The 17,695-nt window shown below is 61.0% G+C and carries 16 protein-coding genes and 4 tRNA genes; 11 read left to right on the top strand and 9 right to left on the bottom strand.

The window, feature by feature from the left end; all coding sequences use genetic code 11:
• Window positions 1-79: 79 nt before the first annotated feature.
• From H6866_09280 to H6866_09290, 3 genes are all read left to right on the top strand, one after another.
• Window positions 80-3,922: a hypothetical protein gene (locus H6866_09280; GenBank protein USO07584.1), complete on the top strand. Its 3,843-nt coding sequence runs from the start codon at window positions 80-82 to the stop codon at window positions 3,920-3,922.
• 206 nt (window positions 3,923-4,128) lie between these two features.
• The gene (locus tag H6866_09285) at window positions 4,129-4,566 is read left to right on the top strand and encodes a hypothetical protein (protein USO07585.1); all 438 of its coding nucleotides are present in this window, start codon (window positions 4,129-4,131) and stop codon (window positions 4,564-4,566) included.
• Window positions 4,567-4,670: 104 nt separating this feature from the next.
• Window positions 4,671-5,606, top strand: coding sequence for a TIGR01459 family HAD-type hydrolase (locus H6866_09290; GenBank protein ID USO07586.1), 936 nt, complete (start codon window positions 4,671-4,673; stop codon window positions 5,604-5,606).
• A 34-nt stretch (window positions 5,607-5,640) separates the two neighbouring features.
• Here the strand turns inward: H6866_09290 and H6866_09295 are convergent, their stop codons facing one another.
• The gene (locus tag H6866_09295) at window positions 5,641-6,657 is read right to left on the bottom strand and encodes a M23 family metallopeptidase (GenBank protein ID USO07587.1); all 1,017 of its coding nucleotides are present in this window, start codon (window positions 6,655-6,657) and stop codon (window positions 5,641-5,643) included.
• Between the two features lie 40 nt (window positions 6,658-6,697).
• Between H6866_09295 and H6866_09300 the strand changes: the two genes are divergently transcribed.
• The 5 genes from H6866_09300 to H6866_09320 all read left to right on the top strand — a co-directional run bounded on the left by H6866_09300 (window position 6,698) and on the right by H6866_09320 (window position 9,569).
• A complete protein-coding gene (locus H6866_09300; protein ID USO07588.1) occupies window positions 6,698-8,464 on the top strand; it encodes an ABC transporter ATP-binding protein in 1,767 nt (588 codons plus the stop codon).
• A gap of 32 nt (window positions 8,465-8,496) precedes the next feature.
• Window positions 8,497-8,961 carry a DUF192 domain-containing protein gene (locus H6866_09305; protein USO07589.1) on the top strand — a complete coding sequence of 155 codons (465 nt, stop codon included), beginning with the start codon at window positions 8,497-8,499 and terminating at the stop codon, window positions 8,959-8,961.
• Between the two features lie 46 nt (window positions 8,962-9,007).
• Window positions 9,008-9,084 (top strand) — tRNA-Pro (locus tag H6866_09310).
• Window positions 9,085-9,167: 83 nt separating this feature from the next.
• Window positions 9,168-9,473 (top strand): ETC complex I subunit, encoded by a 306-nt coding sequence (locus tag H6866_09315; protein ID USO07590.1) that lies wholly within the window; start codon window positions 9,168-9,170, stop codon window positions 9,471-9,473.
• Between the two features lie 19 nt (window positions 9,474-9,492).
• Window positions 9,493-9,569, top strand: a tRNA-Arg gene (locus tag H6866_09320).
• A gap of 1 nt (window position 9,570) precedes the next feature.
• Here the strand turns inward: H6866_09320 and H6866_09325 are convergent.
• The 3 genes from H6866_09325 to H6866_09335 form a co-directional block, all read right to left on the bottom strand.
• The gene (locus tag H6866_09325) at window positions 9,571-10,500 is read right to left on the bottom strand and encodes a hypothetical protein (GenBank protein USO07591.1); all 930 of its coding nucleotides are present in this window, start codon (window positions 10,498-10,500) and stop codon (window positions 9,571-9,573) included.
• A 464-nt stretch (window positions 10,501-10,964) separates the two neighbouring features.
• Complete coding sequence (locus H6866_09330; protein ID USO07592.1) at window positions 10,965-11,798, bottom strand: sulfurtransferase; 834 nt, start codon at window positions 11,796-11,798, stop codon at window positions 10,965-10,967.
• Window positions 11,779-12,255, bottom strand: a complete 477-nt coding sequence (locus H6866_09335; GenBank protein USO07593.1) for a DUF4345 domain-containing protein — start codon at window positions 12,253-12,255, stop codon at window positions 11,779-11,781. The genes H6866_09330 and H6866_09335 overlap by 20 nt, the downstream gene beginning before the upstream one ends.
• 145 nt (window positions 12,256-12,400) lie before the next feature.
• Between H6866_09335 and H6866_09340 the strand changes: the two genes are divergently transcribed.
• Window positions 12,401-12,577: a hypothetical protein gene (locus tag H6866_09340; GenBank protein USO07594.1), complete on the top strand. Its 177-nt coding sequence runs from the start codon at window positions 12,401-12,403 to the stop codon at window positions 12,575-12,577.
• An 18-nt stretch (window positions 12,578-12,595) separates the two neighbouring features.
• On the opposite strand, the gene H6866_09345 is transcribed toward H6866_09340, so the two are convergent.
• From H6866_09345 to H6866_09365, 5 genes are all read right to left on the bottom strand, one after another.
• Window positions 12,596-13,261, bottom strand: coding sequence for an IS1595 family transposase (locus tag H6866_09345; GenBank protein USO07595.1), 666 nt, complete (start codon window positions 13,259-13,261; stop codon window positions 12,596-12,598).
• A gap of 217 nt (window positions 13,262-13,478) precedes the next feature.
• Window positions 13,479-13,553, bottom strand: a tRNA-Asn gene (locus tag H6866_09350).
• A gap of 36 nt (window positions 13,554-13,589) precedes the next feature.
• Window positions 13,590-14,504, bottom strand: coding sequence for a homoserine O-succinyltransferase (locus tag H6866_09355; GenBank protein USO07596.1), 915 nt, complete (start codon window positions 14,502-14,504; stop codon window positions 13,590-13,592).
• The gene (locus H6866_09360) at window positions 14,458-14,994 is read right to left on the bottom strand and encodes a hypothetical protein (protein USO07597.1); all 537 of its coding nucleotides are present in this window, start codon (window positions 14,992-14,994) and stop codon (window positions 14,458-14,460) included. The genes H6866_09355 and H6866_09360 overlap by 47 nt, the downstream gene beginning before the upstream one ends.
• A gap of 198 nt (window positions 14,995-15,192) precedes the next feature.
• Window positions 15,193-15,266: transfer RNA gene (locus H6866_09365), tRNA-Cys, on the bottom strand.
• 139 nt (window positions 15,267-15,405) lie between these two features.
• On the opposite strand from H6866_09365, the gene H6866_09370 reads away from it, so the two are divergent.
• Both H6866_09370 and H6866_09375 read left to right on the top strand, forming a co-directional pair.
• Window positions 15,406-16,071: a hypothetical protein gene (locus H6866_09370; GenBank protein ID USO07598.1), complete on the top strand. Its 666-nt coding sequence runs from the start codon at window positions 15,406-15,408 to the stop codon at window positions 16,069-16,071.
• Window positions 16,071-17,675, top strand: coding sequence for a TolC family outer membrane protein (locus H6866_09375; protein USO07599.1), 1,605 nt, complete (start codon window positions 16,071-16,073; stop codon window positions 17,673-17,675). The genes H6866_09370 and H6866_09375 overlap by 1 nt, the downstream gene beginning before the upstream one ends.
• The last annotated feature ends 20 nt before the right edge of the window (window positions 17,676-17,695 follow it).

The following is a 17,695-nucleotide window of genomic DNA, read 5'->3' on the forward strand; positions in this document are numbered from 1 at the left end:
CCGAATCGGTCCTTTGATTCGCTAAAATTAACCTTCTAAGGTCGTCCCCATCATCTACAAAAAGAGAATGGGGACTTTAATGACGCAGGAAACGGCCAAAACCGCCGCTGAAACGCCTTCTTCCACAGACTTGTCCACAGACCGGTCCACAGTCACGAAAATCGTGGCCAACGATGCTGCCAGCAAGGATACCGGGGTCATGGAAGCGGGGCAGGAGGCCGGGATCGCATCATCCCCCACTGTGACCTTCTCGGGCAATCCGGGCAGCCGCCGCATCCGCGTCGAGGGCGTGGGCGAGGACGCAAGCGCCCATATCGGCTATAATCCCGATGCTGCGCCCACCGGCTCCGCCGTACTGGCCGAGGAACTGCGCGAGGAAATCGAAGCCCTGCGCGCGGGCCTGCCCGGCGCGGATGTCCCACAGCTCAAGGTCAACCCCGCGCTGCTCGCGCTGCGCACCATCGGCGTTATTGTGTCGGCGGTCTGGCTGGGTGGCTTTGCCGTCTATGCGATGGCGCAGGCCGATGGCGAGATACCGCTGCGCGGTGCCGACTGGGCCGCGATGATTGCGGGCGCCTTTGCGCCGGTGGCGGTGTTGTGGATGGCGCTTGGTCAGTTCCTGCGCGGGGCCGAGGCGCGGCTTTACGCCCAGGCGATGCGCCGCGAAATCCAGACCCTGATCTTCCCCTCCGAGGAACGCGCCCAGCAGGTCAACAAGGATATCGAACGCCTGCTGCAACAGGCGGCGGAACTTGCGCTGGCCTCCAAGGCGACACTTAAATCCGTGCACCGTGCGCGTCAGGGGCTGCGTGGCGAGATGCGCGAATTCGCGACCCTGACCAAAAAGGCCGAAGTCCATATCCAGACTCTGACCGACAGCCTGCACGACCGTTCGGCCGCGCTTTTGGGGCTGACCGACGAAATCGAACTGCGCGTTTCCAGCATCGACGAAAAATCGCGTGCGGGGGCCGAGGCGTGGGACAACGCGACCCTTTCCATTCTCGACCGCGCGGGCGAGATCGAAGCCGCGATGGGCAAGGGCACGACCCGTATTTTCGAAGCGGCGGACCGCGCGCAGGAAAAGGCAAAGCAGATTTCCCGCACCGTGGACGCCAGCTGCGAAGGTCTGATGAACTCGGTCGCTACCGTGGCCGAGAAGCTGGGCGGCATTTCCGGCGAATTCGCCGGCCACACCAGCGGCCTGAAAAACGTCGTCGAGGATGTGACGCGTGAAGCCGCGCGCCTCGCCCAGATGGTCGAGGACCAGATCGACGGATTGCAGGATACGACCGCCCGCACCGTCGAGGCGATGACCGAATCCGCCCTGTCGATCGAACAGCAGCGCATGGGCCTTGACGCCGGCGCGGCGGAGTTGATGAACCGTGCCCGCGACATCGCCTCGGCGGTATCCGGTTCGGTGACCATGATCGAACAGGCCGCCGACACTGTGATCGAAAAAACCGACAGCGTTGAAGGCCGCCTCCAGAAACAGGCTCTGATGCTCACCCAGACGGTGACCGGTATCTCGGCCCAGGCCGACAAGATCGAGGAAGTCGGCAAAAGCGCGGCGCACATCCTTTCCGAAGCGGTGGAATCCGCAGTCGGCGGGGCCAGCCGCATCGGCGATGCCATTCGCCGCGGGGTCGAATCCCTCAACCGCGCGACCGACGAGGCGAAGGAACGCTCCGACACCCTTATCGAAACCACCCGCAACCACATTGACCGCCTCAACGCGTCGGGTGCGGGCAACGTGGAATCGGTCAAGGAAATGGTCGCGCTGCTTGAACGCTCGCGCGAACAGATCGAAGCCGCGGCCGAACTCGCCGACGAACAGGTCATGAAACTGACCTCGGCGGTCGACGACCAGTCCGAAAAGATCGCCCTGTCCACCACCACGCTGGCCGAACGCATCGCCACCGTTTCGCGCGCGATGGAGGAGCCGCTGCGCAGCATCGGCATCGCCATCGCCGACGCCGACGGCCGCCACGAACAGATCCAGACCACGCTTACGCGCCGCGTCGACGATCTGAAGGAGGCGTCGGAAAAAGCCACGGAATCGGCGGAAAACATCCGCTCCATCCTGCGCGGTCAGGCGCAGGAAATCTCGGCCCTTTCGGGTCAGATCGCGGGCAACGCACGCACCATCAACGAACAGATGTCCTCGGCGCGCGACGACCTCAACGCCACGGTGCTGGCGTCGCTTGAAAAAGTGCGCTCGGTACGCGACGACCTCGACACGACGTCGAAACGTCTGCGTGCCATCTCCTCGGATGCGGCCGTCGACGTGACCCGGCTTCAGGACTCGGTGACCGCGACCAGCGACACCATCACTGAAAGCGCCAAGGCGGCGGTGCATGCGCTCACGGATGTGGACACGGATTTTGAATTCCGCTCCAAACAGCTTGTCCTGCGGGCCGAGGACGCAACCGGCGCGATCCGCAATGTGTCCAGCGCGCTTGAGGAAACGGTAAGCACCTTCTCCCCGCTGTTCGATGGGGTGATGGAGCAAACCCGCGACGTTCAGCAATCGCTTGATAAATTGCGCGGCGGGTTCGAAGCCACGGCGTCTTCCAACCTCGACCGGCTCAAACAGATCGGCGTGCTGTTCGATGACCGCCTTGCCAAGTTGCAGGATGGTTCGCAGCAGGCGGCATCGCTGCTCAAATCGTCCTCCGACCATCTGCGCGAACGCGTCGATGACATCGAGGGCGCGGCGAAATCGGCGTCGGAAAAAATGCGTTCGATCTCAAGCTCGATGGAACGCCAGTCTTCCGACATCCACATTTTGACCGACCAGACGCTTCTTAAGATCGAAGGCGTGCAAAAGGCGATCAACGACCAGTTCCACGAATTGGCCGAGGCCGTGGGTCAGGCGCTGGCCCAGATGCAGGATGCGGGGGCCGAATTCGTCCGCCGTTCCGACGACGTGTCGACGGCGTCCGAAAAAATCGTCGGACGCTTCGACGTCGCGGGCACCAAGGCGCGCGAGGAAACAGCACGTCTGAACGATGCCGCGACCAAATCGGTGCATCTGGCGGAAAGCGTCGTTTCCAAGGTTCAAACCCAGTCGGAAATGCTGCTCAAGCAGACTGTCGAGGCGCTGACCGACCTGCGCAATATCGGGGAATCCTTCTCGATCAAGGCGCGCGAGGTTTCGGGCCAGATGAAATCCTCGCTCGACACGTCGAAATCCTATGGTCAGGAACTGCGCGCCCAGGTCGTCCAGATGGCCGAGGCGTCGTCCAAGACCGCCGACGAAATCGCGCGCGCGACCGCGCAATTGCAAAGCCGCATGTCCGAAGTCGGAAAATCCGCGGGCGATGTGGTGCGCAAGGTCGATGGCGCGGGCGAACAGTTGACCGAGCAATCGGACAAACTGGTGCAAAGCGCGCTCAAGGCCGTTACCTCTGCGGACGAAGCGGCGCAAAGCTTCTCGCGCCAGTCGAATCTGTTGTTCAAGGCGTCGAAGGACGCGCTGGAAAATGCCGAGAAGATCCGTGCCGCCGAAATCCGGGCGCAGCGCGAAACCTTCCTGTCTTCCGCGCGCTTCATCATGGAAAGCCTGCACAGCCTGTCGGTCGATTTCGTCCGCATGCTGGAAGGCGAGGTGCCGGAAAAACTCTGGAAATCGTACCAGAAGGGCGATCTTACGGTCTTCACCCAGCGTCTGGTCGAAAGCCTCGACAAGGTACCTGTCGACAAGGTGCGCGAGAAATTCGCGGGCGACGGCGAATTCCGCAACTACGTCCAGCGTTACATCCGCCAGTACGAGGAAGTCTTCGATCAGGCGATGGACACCGACCGTGGCGACCTGCTTGGCGCGACCTTCCTGGCATCGGACATCGGCAAGCTGTACCGCTTCCTGTGCCACGCGGCGGGCCGCGAACCGCGCGGCTTCACCGAAAAGGTCAAGGCCGCATAAGCTCTCGGCTTTTTGCGAACTCCTTCAAAGCGCCCCTGATCAGGGGCGCTTTGTTTTCTTGGCTTTTGCGGTATCCTGAAAGGAAATAGCTTGCTCGCGGGCACGCGCTCATGTTAAAAATTTTCCATAATAATAAAATCAAGGATATTTACGTGGCGCTTTTTAAAAAAATGATTTCAAATCAATTCTTTAATGCTGGATTTCTAATGGCCGCAATTTTGTCGACCGCGTCTGCCGACGCTAAAGGCCTGAAGCCGCGCACGCAGCCAGCCGCCGACGAGGATTCCATGGGCATGGGCAGGCTTGCCCGTCAGTGGGAAAACGACTTTATCGCGTTGGAAGGCGGGGCGGCTAACCAGCCGCGCCTGAAACTGGATGCGGACACGCTTGCGCGCATCGATGTGGATCGGCGCTGCGGTCCCCGTTACGACATCGCGGAAATCATGCTTGAAAAGCAAGACCCGAAACTGGTCGCGGTCTTTGAAAACGCGGCGCAATGCGCCCACGCTATTCTGGCCGAAAATCACAACGCCGCCATTGCCGACGCCATTTTCGACATGGGCATGCAATACACGGTCGTTGCCGAAAACGCGCGCGCCGGCTACTGGCGTGACGCGCAACGGGCTTTTGCGCGGCAACCCTGACTTTCTTAAAAGAAAGTCAAGCCCTTTCAAAGTGTTGCAACCTGCTGTAGGGTAGACGACGATTAACCGGGTGATAACCTAAGACGGGTCATCCTTGAGGGGCCATGGACGATACGCGCCTGTGTCAGGGCATTTCCGAACTTTGCGATTCCTACACTGGGTACATTATCGACCAGTGGGGCGTGCTGCATGATGGGCGGCGCCCGTATGACGGCGCGATCGAGGCGCTGAAAGAGCTCAAAAGCCGCAAGAAACAGGTCGTTATTCTTTCCAATTCCGGCAAGCGCGCCGAGGATAATATCCGCCGGCTGGGCAATCTGGGATTCGACCCATCTCTGTTCGACCATGTCCTGACGTCGGGCGAAATTACATGGATGGGTCTGAAGGAGCGCAAGATCGGCGCGTTCGAGGGACTGGGCGATGCCTGCTATCTGATCTCGCGCGGGGGCGATGCGACGCTGGTCGACGGGTTGGGCTTGACGCTGGTCGACCGGCCCGAGGACGCAAGCTTCATTCTGGTTTCCGGTATGGACGACCCCGGCACGCCCGGTGCGCGCACGGTCGCCGATCTTGAACCCGTGCTGCGCGTGGGCGTGCAGCGCCGCTTGAGGATGATCTGCGCCAACCCGGATTTACAGGCGTTGATCGGCGCATCGACCCATGCCGGGGCAGGCGCGCTGGCCATGAGGTATGAGGAATTCGGCGGCGTCGTACGCTATATCGGCAAACCGTTCCCGCCCGCCTTCCGCCACGCGCAAAGCCTGTTCCACGACGTGCTGCCCTCGACCACCGTGGTCATCGGCGACTCCCTGCCTATGGACATCATGGGCGGCATCAACTGCGGGCTTGATACCTGTCTGGTGGCGACCGGCGTGCACGGCGCGTCCTTCCGCGGCGTCAAGTCGCGCGATGATTGTCACAAGGTTCTGCGTGCGCTGGGCACCAATTTTGGCGCCCGCCCGAATTTCTGGATTCCGAAATTCCACTGGGGCAAGGTCCTGCTGGACCGCAAGAACAAGCGCCGCCAAAAACGCGATTGAATCGTCATTGCAAGGCGGGCCGAAGGCCCGAGGTCTATTCTACCTGCACGCTCACATTGCGCGAAACGGTATAAGATTTCAGGTTGATGGTGCGCGTCACCGCGACCTCGCCGCTGTAAAGGCCGCTGCGCCAACCGATGAATCCGCGCGTGATCGTGGCATCGACGGGCACGCGCGGCGTGTCGTGCGCGGCGGTATAGGTTTCGTGAAAAATCGTCCGCCCGCGCGGGTCGCGTATGCGGGTTTCAACCTCGTCCCCCGCGCGCAGGCCCACGATCATCCCCCACAGCGATATGCGCCGCTCCTCGCGCTCGATGGCGGCGAAACGTGTCGCACGGCCCAGCGCGACCTGCTGTGCATCCATCGCCTGATTGGCGAATCCAAGCGCGGTGATCGCCGCGGGCTGATAGGTGTCGAATGGCGCGGGCATTTCGATTTCCGGCGCGATCCGTCCGCCGCACCCTTCCAGCGTCGTCGCCCCGGTCATCGGGTCGATGAAATATCCGCCGCGCCGCAAGGTGAAGGCAAGCTGGGGCCACAGCGCGACGCCCGACTGCCCGGCGGTGCCGATGACGTCGCCCTGCCGCACATGCTGACCCGGCTTGACCGTCACGCTGCCCCGGCGCAGATGGCAATAGGCGCTTTCGCTGCCGTCCGCATGTTTGATGACCACGCCGTTGCCGCACACCGGCGTGCCCTTGGCCAGTTGCCTTTTGCTGGCCGCGACCAGATCGGGCAGACCGTCATTCGCGTCCTTGACCACACCGTCGTCCACCGCGATCACCGCGGGCTTCAGGGCCAGCGACGTGACATCCGGCAACCCGATATGCAAGAACACGTCGCCGTCCTCGGCACCGGGGCCGCAGGTGTAATCGCGCGCCTGGCCCGGCGTGGCGTCGAGGTCCGGATAACCAAGGATAAAGCAGGTTTTTCCCGGCACGCAGGCCAGCGGAAACGCCCGCGCCCCGAAGGCGGGCCGGGGGGCGAGCAGGGGGGCAAGCACAAGCAGCCCCGTGAAAACCGCAACGCCTAAGGCGCTAAATCTTTTCATTCCCGCAAGTTTAGCGTAATTTCCGCGCTGAGAAACAGACATGATCACATTACTAGACCGGGCCAGCCGCCCATTGATGAACCGCATCCTGCGTACCTATGTCCGCCCCTACGCGCCATGGGTCGCGCAGGCCATGGTCTGGATGGTGGTCGGCGCGGGCATGTCCGCCGTCTTCGCGGCGCTGGTTCAGCCGGTTTTCGACGACGTGCTGGTTCATGCCCGCCGGCCCATGGTCCTGCCGCTGGCGTTCGGGGTGCTGACCTGTCTGGTCATGCGCGGGCTTGCCACGTATATGCAGACCGTGCTGATGAACCGCACCGGCCAGCACATCGTTTCCGACATCCAAAGCGACGTCTTTGGGCATCTGATGGGGCTGGATCTGGCGTATTTCCATCGCAACGCGTCGGGCACGCTGCTTTCGCGCATGACCGCCGATACCTCCGTGATGCGCATGGCGGTTGCCGAGGGGCTGACCAACCTTGGCAAGAACACCCTGACCCTGATCCTGCTGATCGGGGTGATGTTCTGGCGCGACTGGGTGCTGGCGCTGGCGGTCTTCGTTATTTTTCCGGTGACTTCGATCTTCGTTTCCAAGCTTGGCAAACGTCTGCGCAAACTCTCCCAGCGCACGCAGGAATCGGTTGCCGGCATGGCTGCCCTGCTGACCCAGACCTTTCAGGGCATCCGGCAGGTCAAGGCCTATGGCCGCGAGGGGTGGGAGGCCGCGCGGATGCGCGCAAGGATTGACGAGGTCCGCGATCTCAACATCAAAAACGTGCGCACCGGCACCATCAACGCGCCGGTCAACGACGTGCTGGTCGGCCTGTGCATGTTCGGGCTGATCTGTTATGGCGCACAGCAGGTGCGCCTCGAACACCTGACGGCGGGGGAACTGACTTCCTTCATCACCGCCTTCCTGATGTCCTACGAACCGATGAAGCGCATCGCCAAGCTGAACAACACGCTTCAGATTGGCCTTGGCGCCGCTGCACGCGTGTTCGAGGTGATCGACACCAAGCCCGCAATCCGCGAATCCGGCGGCGTGACGCCGCCGCTTGCGCTGCCTGAAATCCGCTTCGATTGCGTGAATTTCGCCTATGACGGTGCCGAAGGCCCGGCCCTGAACAACGCCAGCCTGACCGCCGCCGCAGGCAAGGTCACCGCGCTGGTCGGTCCGTCTGGCGGTGGGAAATCGACGATCCTGAACCTTATCCTGCGTTTTTATGATGTGAACGCGGGCGCGGTCCGCGTCGACGGGCACGACGTGCGCGAACTCGATGCCGGGTATTTGCGCCGCCATATCGCGCTGGTTTCGCAGGAGGTGACGATTTTTGACGACAGCGCGCTGGCCAATATCGCCTATGGCCGCGACGGCGCCACCGAGGAGGAGGTCGTCGCCGCCGCCCGTGCCGCCCATGCCCATGAATTTATCAGCCGCCTGCCGCACGGCTATGCAACGCGGCTGGGCGAAAACGGCGTCTCGCTTTCGGGCGGCCAGCGCCAGCGCATCGCATTGGCCCGCGCTTTCCTCAAGGACGCGCCCATCCTGCTGCTGGACGAGGCGACCTCGGCGCTGGACAGCGAATCGGAAGGCTATGTGCAGGATTCGCTCCGTCGTCTGGAAAAGGGTCGTACCACACTGGTGATCGCGCACCGCCTGTCCACCGTCCTGCATGCCGACCGCATCCTGCTGGTGGCAGGCGGGCGGATTGCCGAGGAGGGGACGCACGAAACGCTTTTGGCCAAAGGCGGGCAGTATGCGGCGCTTTATTCCCGTAATCAATTAACGGAATCGGCCGCCGCATGAAAAACTTGGCGTGGGGGTTAGGATTTGCTGTGATGATCGCTGCGATGACCGCCGCGCTGGCCGCCCTGCTGATGACTGCCGAAGCCCGTTCCGAGGGCATGACCGATATTGCGATCATGCGCGCCGACGGCAGCAAGACGTCCTTTTCCGTCGAACTGGCGACCGACCCCGAATCTCGTGAACGCGGCCTGATGTTCCGACGCAAGCTTGCGCGCGAAAACGGCATGTTGTTCGTGTATGACGAACCGGGCCGCCGCGCCTTCTGGATGAAGGACACCTACATTCCGCTGGATATGCTGTTTTTCAAGAAGAACGGCGAACTGGTCTATATCCATCCGAACGCCGCCCCGCGCGTGCTGGACCCCGTCGACCCGCATCGTGACGATATCTGCGCGGTGCTTGAAATCACAGGGGGCGAGGCGGCGCGCCGCCGCATCCGTGTCGGCGACCGTTTGGTCCTCAAAGGCGGCGCCAGCGCCTGCAAAAACGCGAAGTAATCTTGCCGTTCGTCAGCCCTTCGCGTAGAAAGCAAGGGTCCGGCGGCGGGGTGTAGCGCAGCCCGGTAGCGCGCCTGCTTTGGGAGCAGGATGTCGCAGGTTCAAATCCTGTCACCCCGACCACCCTTCGCCCTTATGGGTTTCGGGGGGTTTACGCCGCAAAAGCGATTAGCGGCAAGGTCTTTTCATCAGGAGTGCTGTACGTCATGAAAGTCCGCATCTATCAACCTGCCAGATCCGCCACGCAGTCGGGCCGTGCCCGTCTTGGCCTGTGGGTGCTGGAATACGAACGTGAAACGAAACGCGGGCCCGAGCCTTTGATGGGCTGGACCGCGTCGGGCGACACGCTCAATCAGGTTACGTTGGAGTTTCCAACGCGGGAGGAAGCGGTCGCCTATGCCGAACGCAAGGGCTGGGAATACACGGCGGGCCAGCCGCACCCGCGTATTGTCACGCCGCGCAACTACGTCGATAATTTCAAATATCGGCCCGCGGGCAAAAGCGAATCCTGACCGCGTCTTCTGGCCACACGACCCCGTAGCTCAACTGGATAGAGCACCCGCCTTCTAAGCGGACGGTTGCAGGTTCGATTCCTGCCGGGGTCGCCATCTACCCCGGTGCATGTCTGCGTCTTCCGAACCGGGTGTAATGATGCGCGGGGTAACAGCCCGTGATATCCAGCCGGCTGGAAATACCGCCGCCGTTTCTTGAAGGGCCCAGGGCCTTGAGCGCCGCCGCCATGGCGGGGTGAGCCCTGTGCTCGAACACCTCCACCAGGAATTCTTCCGGCCGCATGTCGGCATCGCTGAACTCCATGGGTGTACGGTAATAAAGGCCTTTTTCGCTCAGGACGTCGATAATCGCTTTAAGCGGACGGTCGATGCGGCGATAAGGCTTGATAAGAAACGTCGTCACGTATTCGCGCGCCGGTTCGTGATCATGCGCCAGCGGCTTGCCCGACAGGATCAGGAAATGCGTTACGTTTTTCTTCTTGTCCTGAACCCCGCGCTCAAGGATTTTCAGGCCATAGAGCTGCGCCGCAAAGGCCGAGGCGATTGAGGCATGGGCCGCGTCGCCGCCTTTCGCCACGTCCCGCGCGGATCCGCCGGTATCGGCGTGGACGATCCGCTCCATGTACGGGTGTCGGTCCAGATAGAGGCGACATTGGTTGAGCGCATGGATATGCGAGGAAACCTTGGTGATATGCATGACGTTCGCGCCCGGCAAACCCATCAGGCACATTTCGATTGGATGAAAATACTCGCCGACGGCAAAAAGTTTTTTATTCCGTATCAGCCTGTGAACATAGGGCACCGGCCCCGCGATGGTGTTGAAAACAGGAATGACGGCAAGGGCCGCGCGGCCTGATACGACGGCCTCGAACGGCTCGTCGAACGTGTCGTAAAACTGGATGGCGTCATCGTTCAGTTCGTTGAACACCGCCCGACAGGTCGAATGTGAAAAAGACCCCGCTTGGCCTTGAATGGCAACGGACGCGGGTGTGATCGGCAGGGTGTAGGCATGGGGCGCGAAAGCCATGGACCCCTGTCTATTGCATTTTTATTATTATGTCAAAATACAGGGGTATAAAAAAGATCCGGAGATCTTTTGCAAGAGTCTCCGGACAAACGGCGGTAATAGAGGGTGTGTACTTTCTTTATAGTCCAAACCCGCAACCGTTTCAACCGAAAAAGCAACCATCGCAAATTATGTCGCCGGAATTTGGGGCAAAAGCGCCTATATGCGTTAAGATAGAAAATAATAAAAGCTAATATACGGGCTACAAAAAATAGTTTTAATATAAAAACGTACATTTCAACACATGTATAGTTATATTAACGGTTAAAATTTTATTAAAACTGTGTTGAAACTTTTTAAGTTCTGACTTGAGTTAGCGCAAAACAGAAATCCATTACTGCAACTGTTCCTGCGGAGTTTTGAAAAAAGTAATTTCGCGGGGCATTTTCGAAAAATAAAATTTTTTGTAGACGCTGATGTTATGGCTATTTCAGACCCAGCCGGTCCGACCATTCGGTCCATGATCCGTCGAACACCGCGACATCGCGCAAGCCGGCCTGATACAGGCCTAGCGCCAACACGCAGGCCGTAACCCCCGAACCGCAACTGGCGACGATCGGGCGACCGTCCGCCCGCAACGCGACGGCGGCGCTGGTGGCGGCATCGCACGGCATATGCTGCCCCGCCATGTCCAGAAAATCGGTATAGGGCAGGCTGCGGCTGCCCGGAATATGTGCGGGAACGGCGTCGCCGTCCGGGGTATGGACCGTGGCGGCGAACCGCGCGGCGCTGCGCGCATCGACGATCAGCGTCGACCCGTTCTCGCTCGCGGCCTCAATCGCGTCGAAATCGCGATACAACGCTGGGTGGTAATGCGCGGTGAAATTCCGGGGCAGGGGGGCATGCGCGGGCCCGTTTTCAAGCGGAAATCCGCCCGCGCGCCATGCGGGCAACCCACCGTCCAGCACCTGCACGCGCGCATGTCCCATGACGCGGAACATCCACCATACGCGCGCGGCGGCAAAGCTGACGCCGTTCTGGTCGTACACCACGACGGCATCGTCGTTGCCGATGCCCAGCGCGCCGACATCGCGTGCGAAATCCGCAGGCGCGGGCAGGGTATGGGGATAGGGCGCATCGGGGGCGGCCACCGCGTCGATATCGAAAAACCGTGCGCCGGGAATATGCCCGGCGGCAAAGGCACCCGCCGCGTCCGGCACGCCATAGCTGGCGTCGAGTATCCTGTATCGGCCGATCTGCGCCGCCAGCGTGGCGGCGTCGATCAGGGCGGTGTCTTCGTCAGGCTGTTGCTGTTGCATTTTCTTCGCGTGCCTTGCGTGCTGCCGCCGCCAGCGTTTTGTACTGATGCGCGATCCGGCGCTGCCACAGAAGCAACAGCGGCGCGACCACGACTTCAAGCGCCAGACTGATCAGCGTGTCGCGATCGGTGATTCCGCCCTCGACCACGCGGATCAGGCGGAACACCCCGCCCGCGAATACGGCCGATACCAGCACGTCGAAACGCCGCGAATGTTTTTCGATATGCGGCACGCTGGCCCAGAACCAGATGCCGATGGCCAGCATGATGCCGGAAAGATAGGTGAAATGGCTGTCCACAACATCGACCGCGCCGCGCATGCCAAAGGCGGGGTCGCTGATCCCGGCCATGCCGAACAGGGCGCCGCGCAGACCGCCCCACACGGTGAAACAGGCGGCCAGCGCCACGCAGATTTGCAGGCCGCGCCGCTCAAGCTTGAAAGAGGATAAAGGTGTCATGCGGGCAGTTTACGGCACGGGCAGAGGTTTTAAAAGCCACACGGATGGAAAGGTATTTTAATGGGTCTGCATGCGTGTGTATTTTGCGTATCGCGATTGCTGCGCTGCGCCTTGAACGGGCTGAACGAGTCGGCACTATGGACGCATGAAGACAAACACAGCCACGCAAAATCCCCTGACCCGCAAACTGGGCGCCGCCGCCCGCAATATTCAGGCGATCTGGTCGCACACCCACGCCGCCAACGCGATCGCCGCGCCGGTGTCTGTATCGGCGGGTTTTTCGCCCAAGGATATTTACTGCGCCGACCGCGCGACGGATTAATTTTTGGGGCTGATGTAGCTAAGGCTTGTTGATTTCGGATTGGTACCACGATTTAAGCTGTTTTAACAAGGCGTTATGGTTACCGCCGTTGAAGCGCCATTCACACTCCTTCAAAAACCAGTAAAAACTGCTCTTGGGGATGCCATTGAAACGTCGCAGATGACGTTTCGACTGGTTCCAAAAATTCTCGATGCCGTTGATGTGATGCCCCCGCTTGTTCACGAAGGTCTGCGAGTGGTTCACGCGCTTGTGATGGAACTCTGACACGTCGAGCACATCGTACACCTGAAAACTGTCGGTATAGACGATGCTATCGGGCGTGACCTTATCCCGAATGATGGGAATAATAGTTGCCGCTTTTGCATCCGGTATGATGGCGGTATAAACCCGACCACCGCGCTTCAACAGGCCGAATACAGGCACTTTTCCGGCAGCGCCTCGCCCGCGTTTGCCTTTGCGGACACCACCGAAATAACTCTCATCGGCTTCAATCTCACCGGAGAGCACGAAACTCTCCTGCTTGCTGGCAACCAGTTGCCGGAGACGCTGGAAAAACACGACAGCCGTTCGTCCCTGAACGCCAACCAGTTCAGCCGCAGCTCGCGCCGTTGCCCCGGCCACAAAATGTTCCAGCAACTTCTCCTGCGTCCGGACAGGCATCCGGCTTTTTCTCGGAAAAATCATGCGCTAAACGTAACCCCTCTAGGTCCACTTAGCTACATCAGCCCCTAATTTTTTAGCGTTCCGTGAAAAACAAAAACGGCCCGCAATGGGGCCTTTTTTGTTTTTATGCTCCGTTGTCTTGTAAAGAATAGCCCGAGCAGGATTCGAACCACCAAGGCGTGCCGCTCAGGCACGCCGGACGAAAAAATCGCAGGTTCGGAATCGATCGGACGAAGAATGGCTCCCTGAGCAGGATTCGAACCTGCGACCAATCGATTAACAGTCGATTGCTCTACCGCTGAGCTATCAGGGAATACCGAAAAGTCAGGCCTATGGGATACGGATTTTTTTATAACTGGTCAAGATCATATGGCGTGCCCTGATAGACCATGTTGATCCAGTTGGAAAACAGCAAGGTTCTGTGCGCGCGCCAGGTGATTTTCGGGGCCTGTTTCGGGTCGTTTCCGGGAAAGTAATTGGCCGGGAAACTGTCGCCGAACCCGGATTCCAGATCGCGAAAATACTCGAATGCCAGCGTATCCGCGTCGTATTCAAGGTGATTGAACATATAGGCCCGGCGCTCTGCCGGCTGCCACGCCAGACACAGCCCGGTTTCCGGATTATCGGCCAAAACCTCAAGCCCCGGCGTCTTTTCCAGCACCTCGCCGGTATGGACTTCGGTGTTGCGCGCGACGCAGACCGGAAAATCGTCGTCGAATCCGGCGATCAGCGGGTGAAAGGGCATCAGGATGCGGTGGTTGTACACCCCGAAACGCTTGCCCGGCGTGGGGTGTTTTTCGACCCCGTGAAAATGTTTGAGCGCGGCCTGCGCCCCCCAGCAGATGAAAAAGCTGGAATACACGTTGCGTGCCGACCAGTCGAAAATCCGTTGCAACTCGTCCCAATAGGTCACCTGTTCGTAAGGCAGGTACTCGATCGGCGCGCCGGTGACGATCAGCGCGTCGAAACGGTGGTCCTTCACATCCTCCCATGTCTGGTAGAACGCCAGAAGATGCTCCTTCGGCGTGTTTTTCGATTCATGGCTGGCCGTGCGCAACAGTGTCATTTCGACTTGCAGCGGCGTCGCGCCCAGCGCGCGCAGGAACTGCGTCTCGGTCGGGATTTTGTTGGGCATCAGGTTGAGCAGCGCAATGCGCAACGGGCGGATATCCTGATGCAGCGCGCGGTCGGCGAGGATCAGCGGGATGCGCTCGGCCTCAAGGATGCCGCGCGCGGGCAGGTCGTTGGGAATTTTGATGGGCATGTCGTCCGCCGTGGCTGCTGGCTGCTCTGGTTTTCTTCTTGTTCGGCGGTGTCGATGCCGCGCGCGCCAGTGTATGCGCAAGGCCCATGTTAGGCGAGGATTTATCGCGGGTATAAATATACGTGACGTGACCAACTCCGGTCTTGGCGCGCGCCGCACGGTTGAATGCGCGCATCAGGTCTTCGTCCCCGCGCTTGTTACTGCCGCTGACGGTGCCGGCCTGAAGCCATTCCATGACGTTTGTGCAATCCATATGGACGCATACGCTACTGCCCCGTGGCGCATCTTCGAGCGCCAGCGCAAAGGCAAGCAGTTCCGCCGTATCCGAGCCATTGCCAACATTGGGCATGTAATCGCGCACGGTACGCGAGCCTTTCACGCGCCGCGCATGGGGGTCGTTTTCCGTGTTCGTGCGCACCCAGCCCGCGCCCATGGTGTCGTGTCGGTCGCGATAACTCCCGTCGCACCAGATATGGATAAGTCCAGCCATGCGGTTTTTATAAAGCCCGCGCGCGATATTTTCAAGTTATGCAAAAAACCGAAGGCGTGCGCTTCACCGGACGAAAGTCCGCAATGTATAGTGCGCCGGTTCAGGGAGGTGAAAAGGATGGAGGCGCGAGCCGGAATCGAACCACCCGCGGACGAAGGTCCGCGATTATTGTACGCCGGTTCAGGGAGGTGAAAAGGATGGAGGCGCGAGCCGGAATCGAACCGGCGTGGAAGGATTTGCAGTCCTCTGCCTCACCACTCGGCCATCGCGCCATCCCAAGGATGCTTTGGGTATCATGCGGCGCGACGAAATGCCATTACTTTTATTGGCGGCAGCACTGGTGTTTTCGGAAGGTTTGCGCTAACTTATCCACAGTCGACGCAAGAATATATCCGAGTGGAATCTCCCGAAATGACCGATTTTGCCAAGGCGCGCCTGAATATGGTTAACGCCCAGCTTTTGACCAATGGGGTACACGACCCGGCGCTGGTGGAAGTGTATCGCCACCTGCCGCGTGAAACCTTGGTCGATGCCGCGCAGGCGCCGCATGTCTATCGTGACGAGGATCTGCCGCTACCCGGCGGTCGCTGGATGCTGGAGCCGTTGGTCGAGGCGCGGATGATTCAGGCCGTTTTGCGCGAACCCGTGCGCCATGCGCTGGTGATCGGGGCGGCAACCCTGTCTGCCGTTGCTGTTCTGGCCCGTTTCGTCCCCGGCATCACGGTGGTTGAGCCGGACGGGCATCTGCGCGCCGCCGCGCAGGACCGTTTATGCGCGCGCGACGGTGTGCATGTGACTCTGGTCGATGCGCCGCTGCAACAGGGTGCGGTTGATGCGGGGCCGTATGACGCCATTCTGATCCCCGGCGCGGTTTCTGGAATTCCCATGAAGCTGCTTGAACAACTGGCTCCGCACGGACAGATGGTCTGCGTACTGCGCGAAACCCCGCGCGAACAGGGGCGCATCGTATCCTCCCGCCGCGCGCCCCAGGACGGCGCACCGGAAATCGTGACGCTTTATGACGCGGCAACGCCCTACATGCACGGCTTCGCGCCGGAACGGGAGTTTGTATTCTGATGACCGACACACGCACCCGACTTAAACTCACCATCGCGGCGGCTTCCTTGCTGGCCGCGTTTCCGGCATCCGCGCCCGCACGGGCCGACATGACCGCCGACATTCTTTCGACGCCCGCGACGGTGACCGAACCCGGCCGCCGTTCCGCGCCCTTGGTATCGGAAACGCCTGTGCCCGCTGTAACGGTAGCCGAAACAATGATCGCCTCCGCGCCGAAATCCGCACCGGTGGTGGAACAGCAACCGAAATCCGCCCCCGCGCCCGCAATCTCCGAAGCCGCGCCGCCGCCTGTCGCGCAGGATCACGCATCATCGGCCTCGATGAACGACATTTTGGCCGCCGCCTATACCGACAGCCCGGCCCTGCGGGCCGAGCGCGAAACCCTGCGCCAGCAATACGAAAACGTCGCGCTGGCGCAGTCGAACCGCCGCCCGGTGGTCACTGCCGGCGGCGGCATCGCATGGGAAGGATTGGACAGCAATCCCGGCGGGCGCGCCACCCTGTATCCGCGCAATATCGGCGTAACCGCCACGCAGTATCTTTATCGCGGCGGCGCCACGCTGGCCGAGGTCGAACGGCAACTGCGCCTGTCCGACGCCGCGATCGCCGCCTATGACACGGCGGTCCAGAACACGTTGTTGACGGTGGTCACCGCCGCGATGGACATTCAAAACGCGCGCGCCACCATCGATCTGACCGACGCCAACCGCGCAGTGATCGATCGGCAGCTGGCCAGTGTGACCCGTGGTTTCGATGTCGGTGAACTGACCCGCACCGACGTGGCGCAGGCACAGGCGCGCCTGTCCGGGGCCGATGCCGCGCTTTTGGCCGCGCACGCCAATTTTTCGTCGGCGCTTGCGCGCTTCCGGCAATATGCCGGAGCGGACGGCGCCGATCTGGTGCTGAAAATCGATCCGCACGCGCTGCCCGTCCCTGCATCGCTGGATGCCGCCTTGGCGCAGGCCGATGCCGCCCACCCGACGATTTTGGCGGCAAAGGCCGCCGAGCAGGCGGCCGAGGCCGCGATCCGCGCCGCGCAGGCTGGCCTGTTGCCCAGCGTGAGCGCGCAGGCCGGTGTCGGCAAGGCCTGGGATCAGACCACCGTGGTCAACGACGTCGCCAATGCGACACTGGGGCTGAACGCCAGCGTGCCTCTTTATGACGGCGGCGCCTCGCGCGCCCGTATCCGTCAGGCGAAACACGCGAAACGCGAAGCCGGGGACCGCGTGGCCGATGCGAAACGCGCGGTCGATGAACAGGTGACATCGGCATGGAACAATTACAATGCCGCGCTGGCCCAGATCGGTGCGCGCGCGAAACAGGCCGACGCCGCGCAGATTGCCCGCGACGGCGTGCACCGCGAAATGGAAGTCGGCACGCGCACCGTGCTTGACGAACTCAACGCCGATCAGGAATTGCTGGACGCGCAGGTCGGCAAGGTTCAGGCGAACCGCGATGCGGTGGTCGCCGCCTACGCACTTATGGCTGCGACGGGACAACTGACCGGTGAATCGCTGGGTCTGTTCAGTGCCGATGCCGAGCGCGCAAAAGTCCACGCGACGCAGGAAAAATGGCTGGGCACCGATATCGAGGGTGCCGACTAGTCCGCATGGTCTTTTTCATG

The sequence above is a fragment of the Rhodospirillales bacterium genome (assembly GCA_023898805.1).
Taxonomy (GTDB): domain Bacteria; phylum Pseudomonadota; class Alphaproteobacteria; order Micavibrionales; family UBA1664; genus UBA6145.

Bases quoted from the DNA above. Each gene is read 5' to 3' on its own strand.
- H6866_09280 (USO07584.1), top strand. From the start codon at position 80: ATGACGCAGGAAACGGCCAAAACCGCCGCTGAAACGCCTTCTTCCACA.
- H6866_09285 (USO07585.1), top strand. From the start codon at position 4,129: ATGGCCGCAATTTTGTCGACCGCGTCTGCCGACGCTAAAGGCCTGAAG.
- H6866_09290 (USO07586.1), top strand. From the start codon at position 4,671: ATGGACGATACGCGCCTGTGTCAGGGCATTTCCGAACTTTGCGATTCC.
- H6866_09295 (USO07587.1), bottom strand. From the start codon at position 6,657: ATGAAAAGATTTAGCGCCTTAGGCGTTGCGGTTTTCACGGGGCTGCTT.
- H6866_09300 (USO07588.1), top strand. From the start codon at position 6,698: ATGATCACATTACTAGACCGGGCCAGCCGCCCATTGATGAACCGCATC.
- H6866_09305 (USO07589.1), top strand. From the start codon at position 8,497: ATGATCGCTGCGATGACCGCCGCGCTGGCCGCCCTGCTGATGACTGCC.
- H6866_09315 (USO07590.1), top strand. From the start codon at position 9,168: ATGAAAGTCCGCATCTATCAACCTGCCAGATCCGCCACGCAGTCGGGC.
- H6866_09325 (USO07591.1), bottom strand. From the start codon at position 10,500: ATGGCTTTCGCGCCCCATGCCTACACCCTGCCGATCACACCCGCGTCC.
- H6866_09330 (USO07592.1), bottom strand. From the start codon at position 11,798: ATGCAACAGCAACAGCCTGACGAAGACACCGCCCTGATCGACGCCGCC.
- H6866_09335 (USO07593.1), bottom strand. From the start codon at position 12,255: ATGACACCTTTATCCTCTTTCAAGCTTGAGCGGCGCGGCCTGCAAATC.
- H6866_09340 (USO07594.1), top strand. From the start codon at position 12,401: ATGAAGACAAACACAGCCACGCAAAATCCCCTGACCCGCAAACTGGGC.
- H6866_09345 (USO07595.1), bottom strand. From the start codon at position 13,261: ATGATTTTTCCGAGAAAAAGCCGGATGCCTGTCCGGACGCAGGAGAAG.
- H6866_09355 (USO07596.1), bottom strand. From the start codon at position 14,504: ATGCCCATCAAAATTCCCAACGACCTGCCCGCGCGCGGCATCCTTGAG.
- H6866_09360 (USO07597.1), bottom strand. From the start codon at position 14,994: ATGGCTGGACTTATCCATATCTGGTGCGACGGGAGTTATCGCGACCGA.
- H6866_09370 (USO07598.1), top strand. From the start codon at position 15,406: ATGACCGATTTTGCCAAGGCGCGCCTGAATATGGTTAACGCCCAGCTT.
- H6866_09375 (USO07599.1), top strand. From the start codon at position 16,071: ATGACCGACACACGCACCCGACTTAAACTCACCATCGCGGCGGCTTCC.